This window comes from Actinomadura decatromicini (genome assembly GCF_008121305.1).
Classification (GTDB): domain Bacteria; phylum Actinomycetota; class Actinomycetes; order Streptosporangiales; family Streptosporangiaceae; genus Spirillospora; species Spirillospora syzygii.
Window position 1 is genome coordinate 908474 of the sequence record NZ_VSRQ01000002.1, and the last position, 15757, is coordinate 924230.

Annotated in this window: 13 protein-coding genes; all 13 read left to right on the plus strand. The window is 69.0% G+C overall.

The genetic code is table 11. The features are described 5' to 3' along the window. Positions 1 to 28 precede the first annotated feature (28 nt). The 13 genes from FXF68_RS11975 (at position 29) to lysX (ending at position 15497) form a co-directional block, all read left to right on the plus strand. Positions 29 to 1201: a sensor histidine kinase gene (locus FXF68_RS11975; RefSeq protein WP_148758972.1), complete on the plus strand. Its 1173-nt coding sequence runs from the start codon at positions 29 to 31 to the stop codon at positions 1199 to 1201. Continuing rightward, positions 1198 to 1896, plus strand: a complete 699-nt coding sequence (locus FXF68_RS11980) for a response regulator transcription factor (protein WP_148758973.1) — start codon at positions 1198 to 1200, stop codon at positions 1894 to 1896. Before FXF68_RS11975 ends, FXF68_RS11980 begins: the two co-directional genes overlap by 4 nt. Positions 1897 to 2057: 161 nt before the next feature. Continuing rightward, positions 2058 to 2366 (plus strand): chaplin family protein, encoded by a 309-nt coding sequence (locus tag FXF68_RS11985; RefSeq protein ID WP_246178638.1) that lies wholly within the window; start codon positions 2058 to 2060, stop codon positions 2364 to 2366. Positions 2367 to 2654: 288 nt separating this feature from the next. Next, positions 2655 to 3431 carry an ABC transporter ATP-binding protein gene (locus tag FXF68_RS11990; RefSeq protein WP_187437867.1) on the plus strand — a complete coding sequence of 259 codons (777 nt, stop codon included), beginning with the start codon at positions 2655 to 2657 and terminating at the stop codon, positions 3429 to 3431. After that, positions 3431 to 5926, plus strand: coding sequence for an ABC transporter permease (locus FXF68_RS11995; RefSeq protein WP_148758974.1), 2496 nt, complete (start codon positions 3431 to 3433; stop codon positions 5924 to 5926). The genes FXF68_RS11990 and FXF68_RS11995 overlap by 1 nt, the downstream gene beginning before the upstream one ends. 108 nt (positions 5927 to 6034) lie before the next feature. Further along, on the plus strand, positions 6035 to 6994 hold the full coding sequence (locus tag FXF68_RS12000) for a Rossmann-like and DUF2520 domain-containing protein (protein WP_148758975.1): 960 nt from the start codon (positions 6035 to 6037) through the stop codon (positions 6992 to 6994). 1012 nt (positions 6995 to 8006) lie between these two features. Next, positions 8007 to 8861 carry a pantoate--beta-alanine ligase gene (panC, locus tag FXF68_RS12005; protein WP_148758976.1) on the plus strand — a complete coding sequence of 285 codons (855 nt, stop codon included), beginning with the start codon at positions 8007 to 8009 and terminating at the stop codon, positions 8859 to 8861. Continuing rightward, on the plus strand, positions 8861 to 9277 hold the full coding sequence (gene panD, locus FXF68_RS12010; RefSeq protein WP_148758977.1) for an aspartate 1-decarboxylase: 417 nt from the start codon (positions 8861 to 8863) through the stop codon (positions 9275 to 9277). The genes panC and panD overlap by 1 nt, the downstream gene beginning before the upstream one ends. 138 nt (positions 9278 to 9415) lie before the next feature. Next, the gene (locus tag FXF68_RS42295; RefSeq protein WP_187437868.1) at positions 9416 to 9817 is read left to right on the plus strand and encodes a histidine phosphatase family protein; all 402 of its coding nucleotides are present in this window, start codon (positions 9416 to 9418) and stop codon (positions 9815 to 9817) included. Positions 9818 to 10528: 711 nt separating this feature from the next. Further along, positions 10529 to 12274, plus strand: a complete 1746-nt coding sequence (locus tag FXF68_RS12020; protein ID WP_148758978.1) for an L-aspartate oxidase — start codon at positions 10529 to 10531, stop codon at positions 12272 to 12274. Beyond that, on the plus strand, positions 12271 to 13128 hold the full coding sequence (gene nadC / locus FXF68_RS12025) for a carboxylating nicotinate-nucleotide diphosphorylase (RefSeq protein ID WP_148758979.1): 858 nt from the start codon (positions 12271 to 12273) through the stop codon (positions 13126 to 13128). The genes FXF68_RS12020 and nadC overlap by 4 nt, the downstream gene beginning before the upstream one ends. Positions 13129 to 13142: 14 nt before the next feature. Next, positions 13143 to 13925, plus strand: a complete 783-nt coding sequence (locus tag FXF68_RS12030; RefSeq protein WP_067902430.1) for a type III pantothenate kinase — start codon at positions 13143 to 13145, stop codon at positions 13923 to 13925. 81 nt (positions 13926 to 14006) lie between these two features. Beyond that, the gene (lysX, locus tag FXF68_RS12035) at positions 14007 to 15497 is read left to right on the plus strand and encodes a bifunctional lysylphosphatidylglycerol synthetase/lysine--tRNA ligase LysX (protein ID WP_148758980.1); all 1491 of its coding nucleotides are present in this window, start codon (positions 14007 to 14009) and stop codon (positions 15495 to 15497) included. Positions 15498 to 15757 lie beyond the last annotated feature (260 nt).

The window sequence follows — 15757 nt, forward strand, 5'->3', positions numbered from 1 at the left end:
CTGAGCTGCGGCTACGTACCCTGTCGGCATGGTGGTGCGCGCATGGGACTGGCTGCGGGGTAAGAAGCCGCTGGTCGATGCGTTCTTCGCGGCCCCGCTGGTGCTCCTCTCCCTGCCCGATCTGCTGAGGGAGCCCTTCGGGGTCTCCAAGGGGACGTACGCGCTGTTGATGGTCGCGTTGACCACACCGCTCGTGCTGCGCCGGACGTATCCGCGCGCCGTGTTCATGGTGGTCGCGCTGATTTCGGGCGTCCAATGCCTGGCGGGCGTCAATCCCGTGCCCGCGAACGTTGCCGTCCTGATGGGGTTGTACACGGTGACTGCCAGTTACGCATTCCGCTGGGGTGTAGCGGCGGCATTGGTCGGCGAAGTGGGTGCGGCCATGGCGACTTTCCGTTACCCGACCGGTGCGAACGCCAGGAAATCCACGTTCACCATCCTCGCGGTGGTGGTCGCGGGGGTGTGGGTCCTGGGTCTGCACATGCGCACACGTCGCGCGTACCTGCGTTCGGTAGAGGAACGGGCGGCGCGCCTAGAGCAGGAGCGCGACAACGAGGTGAAGATGGCGATGGCCGCAGAGCGCGCGCGCATCGCCCGTGAGCTGCATGATGTCGTGGCCCACAACGTCAGTGTCATCGTGGTGCAGGCGGACGGTGCGTCCTACGCGATCGACACCGACGTAAGACGGGCCAGGCAAGCGCTGGAGACCATCTCGAACACGGGACGGCTGGCCCTGGCGGAAATGCGTCGTCTCCTGGGCGTCCTACGGGAGAGCGACGATGTGAGTGCCTTCGCCCCTCAGCCGGGGGTCGCGCAACTGGACGATTTGATCGAGCAAGTGCGCGCATCCGGGCTACCCGTCATTTACGAGGTGGAAGGGGTGCCGGTGCCCATGTCGGAGGGACGCCAATTGACCGTTTACCGGATCGTCCAAGAGGCGTTGACCAATACGCTCAAGCACGGAGGTCCCCGCGTAGCGGTGTCCGTGCGGCTCCGGTATTCGGGCGAAGCCCTGGAGATCCAGGTGGACGACGACGGGCGGGGCGCCGCCGCGCCCGACGACGGACGTGGGCACGGTCTCGCCGGGATGCGCGAGCGCGTCGCCGTGTACGGGGGCCGTGTCCGTGCCGCACCCCGTTCCGGAGGAGGCTTCGAGGTGGTCGCGTGGATACCGGTACGGGAGGAAGTGGGTGCCACATGACGGATGCGGACGAGACGGCTCCGCCGATCCGGGTCGCGCTGGTCGACGACCAGGAGCTCGTGCGGGCCGGGTTCCGCATGGTGCTGGACGCGCAACCCGACATCGAGGTCGTCGGTGAGGCCGGGGACGGGGTGCAGGCCCTGGAATTGCTACGCGGCACTAGGGCCGACGTCGTTCTCATGGACGTCCGGATGCCGCGGATGGACGGCATCGAGGCGACCCGCAATGTCGTCGCCGGCTCCGGTCCGAAAGTGGTCATCCTGACCACGTTCGACCTGGACGAGTACGCCTTCGCGGCCATCAAGGCGGGTGCGGGCGGGTTCCTGCTGAAGGACGCGGGCCCGGCGCAGTTGATCGAGGCGATCAAGTCCGTGCACTCCGGGGACGCCGTGGTCGCGCCCAGCACGACGAAGCGGCTGCTGGACCGGTTCGCCGTCCATCTGCCGGACGCGGAGGCCAAGGCGAACGGTGCGCTGGAGAGCCTCACCGACCGTGAGGGCGAGGTGTTGCGGCTCGTCGCGCGCGGGATGTCGAACGCGGAGATCGCGGCGCGGCTGTACGTCTCGGAGGCCACCGTGAAGACGCACATGGGGCGGATCCTGATGAAGCTGGGGCTTCGCGATCGGGTGCAGGCCGTCGTGTTCGCCTACGAGACAGGGCTGGTCAAAAGCGGCCAAGGCGACAACTCCGTGTAACGGCTTGTCGTCTGCTGGTGGTCATTTGCCTTTGCCATGGACCACGCAAATGACCTGCCAGAGAGTAGCGGGGTAACTACCGTACGCGACGCCGCCTTTGGGGGCGACGTCGGCACTTGTCAGAACGGGCCTGCTAAGCCCACGTACGGGAGGACCTCTTCGTGCTCAAGAAGCTTGCCGCCACCGGCATCCTCGGCTTTGCCCTCGCCGGCTCCGCCCTGGTCGCGACGCCCGCCTACGCGTCGGCCTACGGCGGCGACCACGGCCACTGCCACCACAAGTGCCATCCGAAGGGCCATCACCACGGCCAGTTCAACGGCAACCACACCAGCGGGAACTTCTCGATCCTGGGCGGGAACCAGGTGAACGCGCCGATCTCCATCCCGATCAACGTGTGCGGCAACGCCATCGCGGTGATCGGCATCGCGTCGGCCCAGTGCAAGGGCGGTGCGTCGGTCCAGAACGGCTGACGCGCGTCACCGGCGGGCGCGGATGCCCGGCGCCGGGCGCCGGAGATCGTTCAGGTCTCCGGCGCTTCGGTGTTCCCGTTGGCCGGACGAAAGGCGTCCCCGCAGGTCGGACGGCGGCTGTAGCCCGAAGGCGTAATCCTCAGGTCGTATCGGCGGACGCCGTGTAGCCCGGAGGATTACACCCGGTAGCCGCGAGGCTGACGCGGGATGTAGCCGCCAGACCGATGCCGGGGCACGGCGCGGATTCCTAGCGTGGTCATCGTTCGTCCGAGACCCGAGGGAGCAGCCGTGACCAGCACGTTCACCGATCCGCCAGGACGCGCCGGGGGAGCCGTCGCGGCCGCACCGGCCGTCACCGCCGAGGGCGTGTCGAAGGTCTACGGGTCGGGGGACGCGGCGGTGCACGCGCTGCGCGGGGTCGGCGTCGCGTTCGCGCGGGGCGCGTTCACCGCGATCATGGGGCCGTCCGGGTCGGGGAAGTCGACGCTGATGCACTGCCTGGCGGGGCTCGACACGGTGACGTCGGGGCGGATCGTCCTCGGCGACGCCGAGATCACCGGGATGGGCGACCGGCAGCTCACGATGCTGCGCCGCGACCGGGTCGGGTTCGTGTTCCAGGCGTTCAACCTGCTGCCGACGCTCACCGCCGAGCAGAACATCCTGCTTCCTCTGGATCTGGCCGGACGCAAGCCGGACCGCGCGTGGTTCGGGCAGGTCGTGGACGTGCTCGGGCTGCGCGACCGGCTGCGGCACCGGCCGAGCGAGCTGTCCGGCGGCCAGCAGCAGCGGGTCGCGTGCGCCCGCGCGATCGTCGCCCGCCCCGAGGTGATCTTCGCGGACGAGCCGACCGGCAACCTCGACTCCCGGGCGGGGGCGGAGGTCCTCGGGTTCCTGCGCGCGTCCGTGCGCGAGATGGGCCAGACGATCGTGATGGTCACCCATGACCCGGTGGCCGCGTCGTACGCCGACCGGGTGGTGTTCCTGCGCGACGGCGAGATCGTGTCGGAGATCGTCGGACCGACTCCGGGTGCGGTGCTCGACCGGCTCAAGAGCCTGGAGGCGTGATGCTGCGCACGACCCTCGCGGGCCTGCGCGCCCACAAGCTGCGGCTGCTGCTGACCGCCGTGGCCATCACCCTCGGCGTCGGCTTCATCTCCGGGACGTTCGTCCTGACCGACACGATGAACAAGGGCGTCGCCAAGACCTTCGCCCGCTCGGCCGACAAGGTCGACGTCGCGGTACAGCCCCGCGCTGACAACGCCGACGATGGCATTCCCGCAGCGGTGTTCCAGAAAGTGCGTGCGCTGCCCGGCGTCACCGACGTGCAGGGGCTGGTCAAGGGCGATGCCGCGCTGGTCGGCAAGGACGGTAAGGCGGTGGGTGATTTCCCCACGGTCGGCATGTCCGTGCCGTCCGGACGGCTGTTGCGCTACGAGATGGACAAGGGACGGTCTCCCTCCGGGGGCGGGGAGACCGTCCTCGACACGGCGGTGGCCAAGCGCGAGGGCTACACGGTCGGCGACACGGTCACGATCCTGGACAAGCAGCACCGACCGCACAGCTTCAAGGTGGTCGGCCTGGTCGACTTCGGCATCGACCAGGATGCGAGCTTCCGCGGTGCCGTGGGCTTCGACGCCGCCACGACCATGCTGATGACCGGTGAGAAGACGTACCAGGAACTCGACATCGCGGGCGGCGGCAAGACCGTCGTGAAGGGCGCCGTGGGCTCGTCCTACGACGTCTACACCGGGGCGGAGCTCGGCGCGAAGCTGGCCAAGGCGGCGGGCGCGGACACGAAGATCATCCGCACCGGCCTGCTGATCTTCGGGCTCGTGGCGATGCTGGTGTCCGCGCTCGTCATCTACAACACGTTCTCGATCCTGATCGCGCAGCGGATGCGCGAGATGGCGCTGCTGCGCTGCGTCGGAGCCACCCGCCGGCAGGTCTTCGGCAGCGTGGTGGTGGAGTCCGCGGTGGTCGGCCTGGTCGGCTCACTGCTCGGCATCGCCGCCGGCGTCGGCCTCGGCGAGGGCGCGCTCCTCGCCGTGAACAGGCTGAACGCGAACGTGGCCATGGCCGCGCCGTCCCTCGCCGTGCGGACGGTCATCGTCGGCCTCGTGGTCGGCGTCACCGTGACCGTGCTCTCGGCGTTCCTGCCCGCCCGCGCCGCGACCCGCGTCGCGCCCGTCGCGGCGCTGCGCACCGACCTGGAACCGGGCAGCGGACGGTTCCGCCTCGGCGTGCCGCGCACCGTGATCGCCGTGCTGCTCGGCGGCATCGGCCTCGCCCTCGGCGGCCTCGGCTCGCTCGGCATGGAGAAGGGCGAGGCCGCGATGTACATGGTGGCGCTCGCCGGCGGCGTGTTCTTCCTCGCGGTGATCGCGGCGATGCCGGCGCTGGTCCGGCCGCTCGGCCGACTCGCCGGGGCCGTCCCGGCGCGGCTCGGCGGGGTGCCCGGACGGCTCGCCGTCGCGAACGCGCAGCGCGCCCCGCGCCGCACCGCGACCACGACGATCGCGCTGACCGTCGGGGTCGGGCTGATGAGCCTGTTCGCGGTGATCGCGGCGAGCGGGAAGGCGACGGCGACGCACAAGCTGGAGGAGCAGTTCCCCGTCGAGTTCCAGATCGAGACACAGGACGGGGACGGGACCCTCCCGCAGGCCCTCGCCGGGACGCTGCGGAAGCGTTCCGAAGTCGCCCAGGTCATCGAGGCGCGCGAGAAGGCCGTCCGGGTCGGGGCCAGGAAAGCGAACGTCTCCACGATGACCACGTCCGCGCTCGGCACGATCGTGAAACCCGAGATGAAAAAGGGGACGCTTGCCGCCGCGCTCAAGCCGGGCACGGGGATGGCCGACTCCGAGACCGCCAAGAAGCCCGGGCGCGGAATGGGCGACACCGTTCAGGTGAGGACCGCGCGGGGTGTCGTCCCCGTCAAGATCACCGCCGTGTACGCGCCGGGTGCCGGGCTGGACGGGATCGTCGTGCCCGAGTCCGACTTCGCCCGGTATTTCGGGGTGGTCGACCCGTCCGCGATCTACGTCAAGACCCGTGACGGCGTGCCCGCGTCCCAGGCCCGCAAGGCCGTGGACGACGCGGCGCACCCCTTCCCCGCCGCGAAGGTCACCTCCAGCGCCGAATTCAAGGAGACGATGACGAAGGCCGTGGACATGATCCTGATGATCTTCGGGGGGCTGCTCGGCCTGGCGATCGTCATCGCGCTGTTCGGCATCGCCAACACGCTGACCCTCTCCGTCGTGGAGCGGACGCGGGAGTCGGCGCTGCTGCGCGCCCTCGGCCTCACCAAGCGGCAACTCCGCCGGATGCTGTCCGTGGAGGCCCTGGTCATGGCCGTGATCGGAGCCTTCACCGGGGTCGTCCTCGGGATCGGGTTCGGCTGGGCCGCGACGAACGCGATGGCCACCGACTCGATCTTCTCCCTGCCCTATCTGCAGGTCATCGGGTTCGTCGTCCTCGCCGGCCTCGCCGGGACGGGTGCCGCCGTGATGCCCGCGCGGCGCGCCGCGAAGACGTCCATCGTCGAGTCCCTCGCCCATGACTGAATGGGGGGTGCGGGGTGGCCGCCGCCACCCACCGGACGGCGTGGACCGGGCCCGCGGGTACTCTGGTTCGCGCACGTCCGGTACCTACCTGAGGACTGGAACGAACCGATGGACCCTGTCACGCCGTCCTCCGCCACGCCCGGAAACGGGTCGGGCGCCCCCTGGGACGCACCGGGACCCGGGCCGGAGACCCCCGAGGACAGGCCCGCGCGCCTCTCGGTCGGCGTCGTCGGCGCGGGCCGGGTCGGCACCGCGCTCGGCGCGGCGCTGTCCCGCGCGGGGCACCGCGTCGTCGCCGCGACCGCCGTGTCCGAGCGGTCCCGCTCCCGCGTCGAGGAACGCCTCCCCGGCGCGGAGATCGCACCGCCGCCCGAGGTCGTCACGGCCGCCGACCTGGTGCTGCTGACCGTCCCGGACGACGAACTGCCCGAACTGGCGTCCGGGCTCGTCTCGGCGGGCGTCCCGGTCACCGGCAAGCTGGTCATGCACACCAGCGGACGGTACGGGGCCGCCGTCCTGGACCCGCTCACCCGCGCCGGGGCCCTACCGCTCGCCCTCCACCCGGTCATGACGTTCACCGGACGTCCCGACGACGTGAACCGCCTCACCGGCATCTCGTTCGGCGTCACGTCCCCGGAGCCGCTGCGCCCGGTCGCGGAGGCGCTCGTCGTCGAGATGGGCGGCGAACCGGTGTGGATCACCGAGGAACGGCGCCCGCTCTACCACGCGGCGCTCGCCGGAGGCGCGAACCACCTGGTCACCCTGGTCGTCGAGGCGATGGACCTGCTGCACGCCGCAGGCGTCGCCGAGCCCGGCCGGATGCTCGGCCCGCTGCTCGGCGCCGCCCTCGACAACGGGCTGCGCCTGGGCATCAACGGCCTCACCGGCCCGGTCGCCCGCGGCGACGCCGGAACGGTCTCCGACCACGTCGCCGAACTGTCCCGCGTGTCCCCGGAGAGCCGCCGCGCCTACATCGCCCTGGCCCGCCTCACCGCCGACCGCGCACTCGCCGCCGGAATGCTCAAACCCGAGGACGCCGAACGCCTCCTCGAAGCCCTGGCCGACTGACCGGGCGTGACCGTGTCCCCTCCTACCTTTCCGGTGCCCGCCCGGTGGGCTCGCGAGATTGTTCCTTCGCGGCCTCGCCCATCAGGACGGCCGAGCGTCAGGTCGTCCAGTGGGCGGCTGTGGACAAAGCCGCGCGGTGGTAGACGACCTGGCTGCGGGGGCCCGCTCCCTCCATCCGTCAATCACAACGCGACTGCCACCGGACGCGGCGGCCCGGGCAAGGTCGGACCGCGCGGTGACGTTGGGCTCGACTGGAACCGCTGGGCGGTGGACACATCCACCCGCAGGCGGACAGATGGCAAGCCATCCTGCCGCGGACAGTTGGCAGGCGCCTCCGTGCCGCTCGAGCCGACGGGCTCACATGCACTAGGCGTCGCGACGGCAGGCGGTGCGCCGCTGGCAAGTAGTGCGCTGGTGGCAGTCCATGCGCTGGTGGCAGGTGGCTCGCGTGCGGTGGATGGCGTGCTGGCGAGAAGCGGCGCGGTGGTGGCGTGTGGTGCGGGGATGGCAGGGGGTGCGCTGGCGGTAGGTGGTTGGCGTGCGGTGATTGGCGTGTTGGTGAGAAGTGGCGCAGTGGTGGTGTGTGGTGCGGGGATGGTTGGCGGTGTGCTGGTGGTAGGTGGTTGGCGTGCGGTGGATGGCGTGTTGGTGAGAAGCGGCGCGGTGGTGGCGTGTGGTGCGGAGATGGCAGGGGGTGTGCTGGTGGTAGGTGGCTCGCGTGCGGTGAGTGGCGCTCTGGCGAAAAGCGGCGAGTGGTGTGGCGATGGCTGGCGGCGCGCTGGCGGTAACTGGCTCATTTGAGCTGAGTGGCGTGCTGGCGATGGGTGGTGTGCTGGCGAGAGGTGGCGCGGTGGCGGTAGGCGGGGGCTGGCGGTAAAGGGGCTTCCTGTGGTGATTGGTTCGTCTGCGGTGAGTGGCTCGCTAGTCGTGAGTGGGCTGCGTGGGCTGGGGGCGGGCGGATTGGTTGTTGTGTGGGTGGCATGGATGCAATTCGTGAGTGGGAGGAGATGACGTGACGCCGGTTATCGCGCGGACGCGGGAGGAACTCGCGGACGTTCGTTCGCAGGTCACGGGGATGTTGGCGCTCGTCCCGACCATGGGTGCCCTGCACGAGGGGCATCGTTCGCTGATCCGGCAGGCGCGGAAAAGTGCGGACGCCGTGGCGGTGAGCATTTTCGTCAATCCGCTCCAGTTCGCTCCCGGCGAGGACTTCGACCGGTATCCGCGCACCTTTCCCGCCGACGTCGAGATGTGCGCCGCCGAGGGCGCCGATCTCATCTTCGCGCCGTCCCGCGACGTCATGTATCCGGACGAGCCGCAGGTCACGATCAAGTCGGGGCCGATGGGTGAGGTCGTGGAGGGCGCCGCCCGTCCAGGACACTTCGACGGGATGCTCACGGTCGTCCTGAAGTTGCTGAACCTCGTCCGGCCGGACGTGGCGATCTTCGGCGAGAAGGACGCGCAGCAGCTCGCGATGATCCGCCGGATGGTCGCCGATCTGAACGTGCCCGTCACGATCGCCGCCGGACCGACCGTCCGGGAGCCGGACGGGCTGGCCCTGTCGAGCCGCAACCGCTATCTGTCCGCTGAGGAGAGGCGCACGGCTCTTGCCCTCTCTCGCGCCCTGCACGCGGGTGCGGACGCCGCCGCCGAGGGCCCGGACGCGGCGATCGCTGCGGCGACCGCCGTCCTCGACCTGGCCAAGGTCGCCGACCCTCCGCTCGACCTGGACTATCTCGTGCTCGTCGATCCCTCGACGTTCACCGCGTCCACGGGTGAGGGCCCGGCCGTCTTGGCCGTCGCGGGCCGCGTCGGCGCCACCCACCTCATCGACAACGTTCCCCTCCAGTTCGGCAAGGAGCACTGATGTTCCGGACGATGTTCAAGTCGAAGATCCACCGCGCCACTGTGACCCAGGCGGACCTCCACTACGTCGGGTCCCTCACCATTGACCAGGACCTCATGGACGCCGCCGACCTGCTGCCAGGCGAGCAAGTGTCGGTGGTCGACATCGACAATGGCGCTCGCCTGGAGACCTATCTGATCGCCGGTGAACGCGGCAGTGGTGTGATCGGCATCAACGGGGCCGCCGCCCGCCTCGTCCAGCCTGGGGACCTGGTGATCATCATTAGCTATGCTCAGATGACGGACGCCGAGGCCCGTGAATTCGTTCCTGCCGTCGTTCACGTCGATCGGTCTAACCGGATTATCTCCTTGGGTTCCGACCCGGCCGAACCCGTTCCTGGTACGCGAACCACCCGAGGTGATCTGGTCCACGACTAGCGATTGTGAGTCCTCTGGGTGGCAGTTGAGATCATCGATGAGAGGCATTCACTGACTGAGGACAACGAAAACGGGATTGCGACCGGGTGGCTGCGTGAATGCGGCTAGGGGGACCTGAACGGCTCCCCGGTCAGCGTGGTGGCCACCGAACCTGCGCGTCGCATCGACACTCCCTATCCGGGTGGGCACCGCCAGGTGATCCAAGCCACCAGCGACTTCCTACGTGACCTCTCCGCTGCGTGGGACGGCCAGCGCGTCCTGGTCATCTCCCATTCGGGAAACAAGTGGGTTTTCGACTGCCTTCTGACCGGCGCTTCCATCGAGAACCTGGTCGACGCTCCTTTCAACTGGCCGGAAGGCTCGCCTGAACTTCGCGCTTACTATCTGATGTGGAGCGCGGCTCGTATCGTCGGATGGCGGTTCCGCGGCCGACTATTTCCCGGGAAGTTTGAGAAGGAGTTGGACGGGCTCGCTGATATCTCCAGTGGGCGATTAGGTTGCTATATCAAGTATCTTTGGTCGTTCGCTGGTGAGCAGTAAGGAGTCCTGCGGCCTTCGATGCTCGCTGCTCCGCGAACCTGTTGGCGCTGCGGCCGATAGGAAGCCTTCGTCCGGTCACTGGAAGACGTTCTTGAAGTTTGGTGTTAGGGCAGCGGGGGGACAGTACCGGCCCGCTTAAACGAAGTGGCGCCAGATATGGGGATCCTCCATGTTGAGGGCTCGGAAGGGCCATGCCGGACGCTTGGAACGGCCACCGCAAGCGCGCGCCTTATCTGTTGCTCGATGTTGTTAGGGCTGTGCGCTGCCCTGCCGTGCCCTGGAGGTGATCTGGCGCCGCCTTGTGTCGTTGTGCGTGACTGTCGCCGTCGTGCGCTGCTGCGTGGTCTGGGGTCGCCTTGCGGCCGGTGGTCTGGCGCTGCCGTTTCAGCGGTGGGTGGTCTGTGTCGCACTGCAGCCGGTGATCTGGTGCGGCCGTTTGCCCTCTGGTGCCGCTGTTTGTGGCGGTGGGTGGGCGAGGGCCGCGTTGCAACCAGTGATCCAGCGCGGCCGTATGCCGTCTGGTGCCGTCATGTTCGACGGCGTTGGGGGTGTGCGGCGTTGTGCGGTGGCTGGGGCGTTGTCGGGTGAGGCGTGGGCGTGCGGGTGGGGGGTTGCTGGTCGGGAGGGTGGTGTTGCGGGAATTGGGGGGCGGGGGGTGGAGTTGGGCGGGGTTAGGGTCATAATGACGAGAACCGATCCCGAGGAGGGTTCATGATCCCTTCCGTTCTCAAAGCCCCCGACCCCGGTTGGACCACCGACACCGATGTGGTCGTCATCGGTTCCGGCATCGCCGGGCTGGTGGCCGCGTTGCGTTGCCGGGCGCATGGGCGGGTGCTGCTGGTCACCAAGGCCCTCCTTGACGCGGGGTCGACGCGCTGGGCGCAGGGCGGGATCGCCGCGGCGCTTGCGCCCGACGACACGCCAGAAGAGCACCTGGCCGATACCCTCACCGCCGGGGTCGGGCTCTGTGACGAGGACGCCGTCCGAGTACTCGTCACCGAAGGGCCGGACGCCGTGCGTGAGCTCATCGAGCTCGGCACGACATTCGACCGTTCCAGTGACGGTGAGATCGCGTTGACCCGCGAGGGTGGACACCACCGGCGGCGTATCGCCCACGCGGGCGGGGACGCCACTGGGGCGGAGGTCAGTCGTGCCCTGCTCGCCGCCCTCAAGGACTCCGACGTCGAGGTCATCGAGCACGCGCTCGTCCTTGACCTGCTGAAGGACGCCACCGGACGGGCGGCCGGGATCACCCTGCACGTCATGGGCGAAGGGCAGCCGGGTGGCGTCGGCGCCGTCCGAGCCCGTGCCGTCGTGCTCGCGACCGGCGGGCTCGGACAGGTGTTCTCCGCGACCACCAACCCCGAGGTCTCCACGGGTGACGGTGTCGCGCTCGCGCTGCGGGCCGGGGCCGAGGTCGCCGATCTTGAGTTCGTCCAGTTCCATCCGACCGTGCTTTGGCTCGGTGAGGGCGCGACCGGGCAGCAGCCGCTGATCTCCGAGGCCGTCCGGGGAGAGGGCGCCCACCTGATCGACCACGCGGGTGAGCGGTTCATGCTCGGACGTCACGACCTCGCCGAACTCGCCCCGCGGGACGTCGTCGCCAAGGGGATCATGAACCGGATGCGCGAGACCGGCGCGTCCCACATGCTCCTGGACGGCCGCCACCTGGGTGCGGCGATGTGGGAGAACCGATTCCCGACCATCCTGGCCGCCTGCCGCCATCACGGCATCGACCCCATCAACGAGCCGATCCCCATCGTTCCTGCCGCGCACTATGCAAGCGGTGGCGTCCGCACGGATCTACACGGCCGCACGTCGGTTCCCGGTCTCTACGCCTGTGGCGAGGTCGCCTGCACAGGTGTGCACGGCGCGAACCGTCTGGCGTCCAATTCCCTCCTGGAGGGCCTGGTCTTCGCTCATCGCATCACCGCCGTTCTCCAAGATGAACTCCCCCCGTCCCCCACTCCGACCCCGCCTCTGCCTTCGTCCTCCGAGGAGGCGCCTGCCCAAGGGGTGTCTGCTCAAGAGGTGTCCACCCATGAGGTGCCTGCTCGGGACGTGCGTGTTGGGGGTGCGTCTCGGGAGACGGCTGGGGGCCTGGCCGTCGGGGGATTGGTCGATGCCGGGGTGCGGGGGGAGATTCAGCGGATCATGACCTCCTATGTCGGGGTGTTGCGCGGGGCGGACGGGCTGGAGATCGCGGCCCGGGAACTGGACGAGGTGAAGCGCGGCCAGGCGGAGCCCGGGGTCGAGGCGTGGGAGGTCACCAACCTGTTCACCGTCGCGTCCGCGATCGTGGCGGCGGCGCGGCGGCGGGAGGAGACCCGGGGCAGCCACTGGCGCGAGGACTTCCCCGAGCGCGCGGACGGCGCGTGGCGTGGGCATCTGGTGACGCGGCTGGTAGGGAACGCCCTGACCACCGCCTACGAACCTGTGAAAGGAAAGCGTCCATGACACCTGAACTCTCGCAAACGCTCGCCGAAGCCGGGCTCGATCCACAACATGTGGATAACCTCGTCCGCGCCGCGCTCGCCGAGGACGGTGAGGTCGACGTCACCAGCATGCCGATCTTCGCGCCCGACGACACTGCCAGGGGCGATCTCAGGGCCCGCGAGCACGGTGTCGTCGCCGGTATCCCGGTCGCTTCAGTGGTGTTCGACGTGCTCGACATCGCCTACGAGACGAAAGTGCGAGACGGAGACAGGGTCGTCCCAGGGCAGGTGCTCATTTCGGTCAGCGGCCCCACCCGCGCCGTCCTGCGGGCGGAGAGAACGGCTCTGAACCTGCTCACCCACCTGTCCGGAATCGCGACGGCGACGCGGCAGTGGATGGACGCGATGTCCGGGACGAAAGCCAAGGTGCGCGACACACGCAAGACGCTGCCCGGTCTCCGGGTCCTGCAGAAGTACGCCGTCCAGTGCGGCGGTGGGGTCAACCACAGGATGGGCCTCTACGACGCCGCCCTCATCAAGGACAACCATGTCGCGGCGGCCGGAAGCATCACCAAGGCGTACGAGGCCATTCGCGCCGTGTACCCGTCCCTGCACATCCAGGTGGAGTGCGACACCCTGGCGCAGGTGGAGGAGGCCGTCGCGGTGGGTGCGAAGAGCATCCTGCTCGACAACATGACCGACGACGAGATGGTCGAGGCAGTCCGATTGGTCGCAGGGCGGGCGGAACTGGAGGCCAGCGGTGGGCTTAATCTGGAGCGGGCCCGAGACGTCGCCGTGACCGGGGTGGACTACCTTGCAGTCGGCGCGCTGACGCACTCGGCGCGCGTGTTCGACATCGGCCTTGACTTCACCTGATCAGCGGGGACCTGATGCTGCTCACCATCGACGTCGGCAACACCAACACCGTCCTCGGCCTGTTCGAGGGGGACGAGGTGATCGAGCACTGGAGGATCAACACCGATCCGCGGCGCACCGCCGACGAGATCGCCGTGGTCCTGCAGGGGCTCGTCCAGCAGAGTCCGCTGCTGGCCGACACCGACATCAGCGGCATCGCGCTGTGCTCGACCGTCCCGTCCGTCCTGCATGAGATGCGCGAGATGTGCCGCCGCTACTACGGCGACGTCTCCGCGGTCATCGTGGAACCAGGGGTGAAGACCGGGGTGCCCGTCCGCATGGACAACCCCAAAGAAGTCGGTGCCGACCGCATCGTCAACGCGCTCGCCGCCGTCCACACCCACGGCGGCCCAGCGATCGTGGTCGACTTCGGTACGGCGACCACGTTCGATGCCGTTTCCGCCAGGGGCGAGTACGTGGGCGGTGCGATCGCGCCCGGAATCGAGATATCGATCGACGCGCTGTCGTCGCGCGGCGCCCAGCTTCACAAGATCGAGCTCGTACGGCCGCGGAGTGTGATCGCGAAGAACACGGTCGAGGCGTTGCAGTCCGGGATAATTTTCGGGTTCGCGGGGCAGGTCGACGGCATCGTCGAGCGCATGTCCGAGGAACTGGCGTCGGACCCCGCCGAGGTCACGGTGATCGCCACCGGCGGCCTCGCCCCGCTCGTCCTGGAAGAGTCGCGCAGCATCGACGAGTTCGAGCCCTGGCTGACCCTCATCGGCCTCCGTCTGATCTACGAGCGCAACACGCCCTGATCCCACGCCTCGCTCTAAGGCCCGCTACGCCGCAGTCAACGGGTTCGCGGCGCGCTCGGCGGGCTGGATAGCCTTTGGGGCGTGAGTGACGAGACCTTCGACGAGCTCCCGGAGCAGATGCGCGTGCGCCGGGAGAAGCTCGACCGGCTCCGTGCGAGCGGGATCGACCCCTACCCGGTGACCTTCCCGCGGACGGCGACGATCGCCGACGTCCGCGCGAAACACCCGGACCTGGAGCCGGGCTCCGAGACGGGCGAGAAGGTCGGCGTCACCGGCCGCGTCATGCTGATCCGCAACACGGGCAAGCTGTGCTTCGCCACGGTCCGGGACGGCACCGGCGACATCCAGATCATGCTCTCCCTGGCCAAGGTGGGGCAGGAGCAGCTCGAATTCTGGAAGCGGGAGGTCGACCTCGGCGACCACGTCGGCGTCGAAGGCGAGGTCATCACGTCCCGCCGCGGCGAGCTGTCCATCATGGCCGACCGGTTCGCGATCACGTCCAAGTGCCTGCGTCCGCTGCCGGAGAAGCACGCCGGGCTGACCGACCCCGAGGCGAGGGTCCGGCAGCGCTACGTCGACCTCATCGTGAACGACGAAGCCCGGAAAATGGCGCGGTTGCGTAGCGCGACCGTGCGCGCCGTGCGGGACTTCTGGCACGACGAGGGTTACCTAGAGGTCGAGACGCCGATGCTGCAGCCGATCCACGGCGGCGCGGCGGCGCGTCCTTTTCAGACGCACATCAACGCGTACGACATGGACCTCTACCTTCGCATCGCGATCGAGCTGTATTTGAAGCGGCTCGTCGTCGGCGGCATCGAGAAGGTCTTCGAAATCAACCGCAACTTCAGGAACGAGGGCGCGGACTCCACGCACAACCCCGAGTTCACCATGCTGGAGGCCTACGGGACGTATCTCGACTACAACGACATGGCCGACCTCACCCAGCGGATGTACCAGAACGCGGTCGTGGCCGCTCTCGGTACGACCGTGGTCGTCCATGACGGTGTCGAGATCGACCTCGGCCTTGCGCAGTGGCCCCGGATCACTCTGTACGGGGCCGTGTCGGAGGCCCTCGGCGAAGAGGTGACCCCGCACACGCCGATCGAGGACGTTCGTAAGCTCGCCGACGCCCGCGACATCTCCTGGGACCCGAAGTGGGGCCAGGGCAAGCTCGTCCAGGAACTCTTCGAGGAACTGGTGGAGCACACCCTCGTCCAGCCCACTTTCGTCATGGATTACCCGGTCGAGACGTCGCCGCTGACCCGTCAGCACCGTGAAGAGCCCCTTCTCACCGAGAAATGGGACCTCATCGGCTTCGGGACGGAACTCGGCACCGCCTACTCGGAACTCGTCGACCCGATCGAGCAGCGCCGCCGGCTCACCGAGCAGTCACTGCTCGCCGCGGGCGGCGACCCCGAGGCCATGCAACTGGACGAGGACTTCCTGCGTGCCCTGGAGTACGCGATGCCGCCTACGGGCGGGATGGGCGCCGGAATCGACCGGATGATCATGGCCTTCACCGGCAAGGGGATTCGCGACACGATCCTGTTCCCGCTGGTCAAGCCCGAATAGCGCCGGACGGCCCACGAAGCGCGCGGTAAACGGCCCACGAAGCGCGCGGTAGGAGACCGCGGCCCGCGGGCTCTGGCATGTCCGCAACACGGCCGATCCGAGCTGCCCCGGCCACGACGCGGAGGCTCCTGCGCCGCCCACAACGGGCGCAGGAGCCGCTACGGCGACGGCCGGGGTGGGAAAGTGCGTCGGCGGGTTGAAACGGCGTCCAGAGCGCCGTGGGGAGCGTGAAAGGGGAGCTGAGCCGCGCGGGTGCGGGG

Excerpts from the sequence above, each read along its gene's own strand:
- FXF68_RS11975 (WP_148758972.1), top strand. The coding sequence starts at position 29 with ATGGTGGTGCGCGCATGGGACTGGCTGCGGGGTAAGAAGCCGCTGGTC.
- FXF68_RS11980 (WP_148758973.1), top strand. The coding sequence starts at position 1,198 with ATGACGGATGCGGACGAGACGGCTCCGCCGATCCGGGTCGCGCTGGTC.
- FXF68_RS11995 (WP_148758974.1), top strand. The coding sequence starts at position 3,431 with ATGCTGCGCACGACCCTCGCGGGCCTGCGCGCCCACAAGCTGCGGCTG.
- FXF68_RS12000 (WP_148758975.1), top strand. The coding sequence starts at position 6,035 with ATGGACCCTGTCACGCCGTCCTCCGCCACGCCCGGAAACGGGTCGGGC.
- panD (WP_148758977.1), top strand. The coding sequence starts at position 8,861 with ATGTTCCGGACGATGTTCAAGTCGAAGATCCACCGCGCCACTGTGACC.
- FXF68_RS12020 (WP_148758978.1), top strand. The coding sequence starts at position 10,529 with ATGATCCCTTCCGTTCTCAAAGCCCCCGACCCCGGTTGGACCACCGAC.
- nadC (WP_148758979.1), top strand. The coding sequence starts at position 12,271 with ATGACACCTGAACTCTCGCAAACGCTCGCCGAAGCCGGGCTCGATCCA.
- FXF68_RS12030 (WP_067902430.1), top strand. The coding sequence starts at position 13,143 with ATGCTGCTCACCATCGACGTCGGCAACACCAACACCGTCCTCGGCCTG.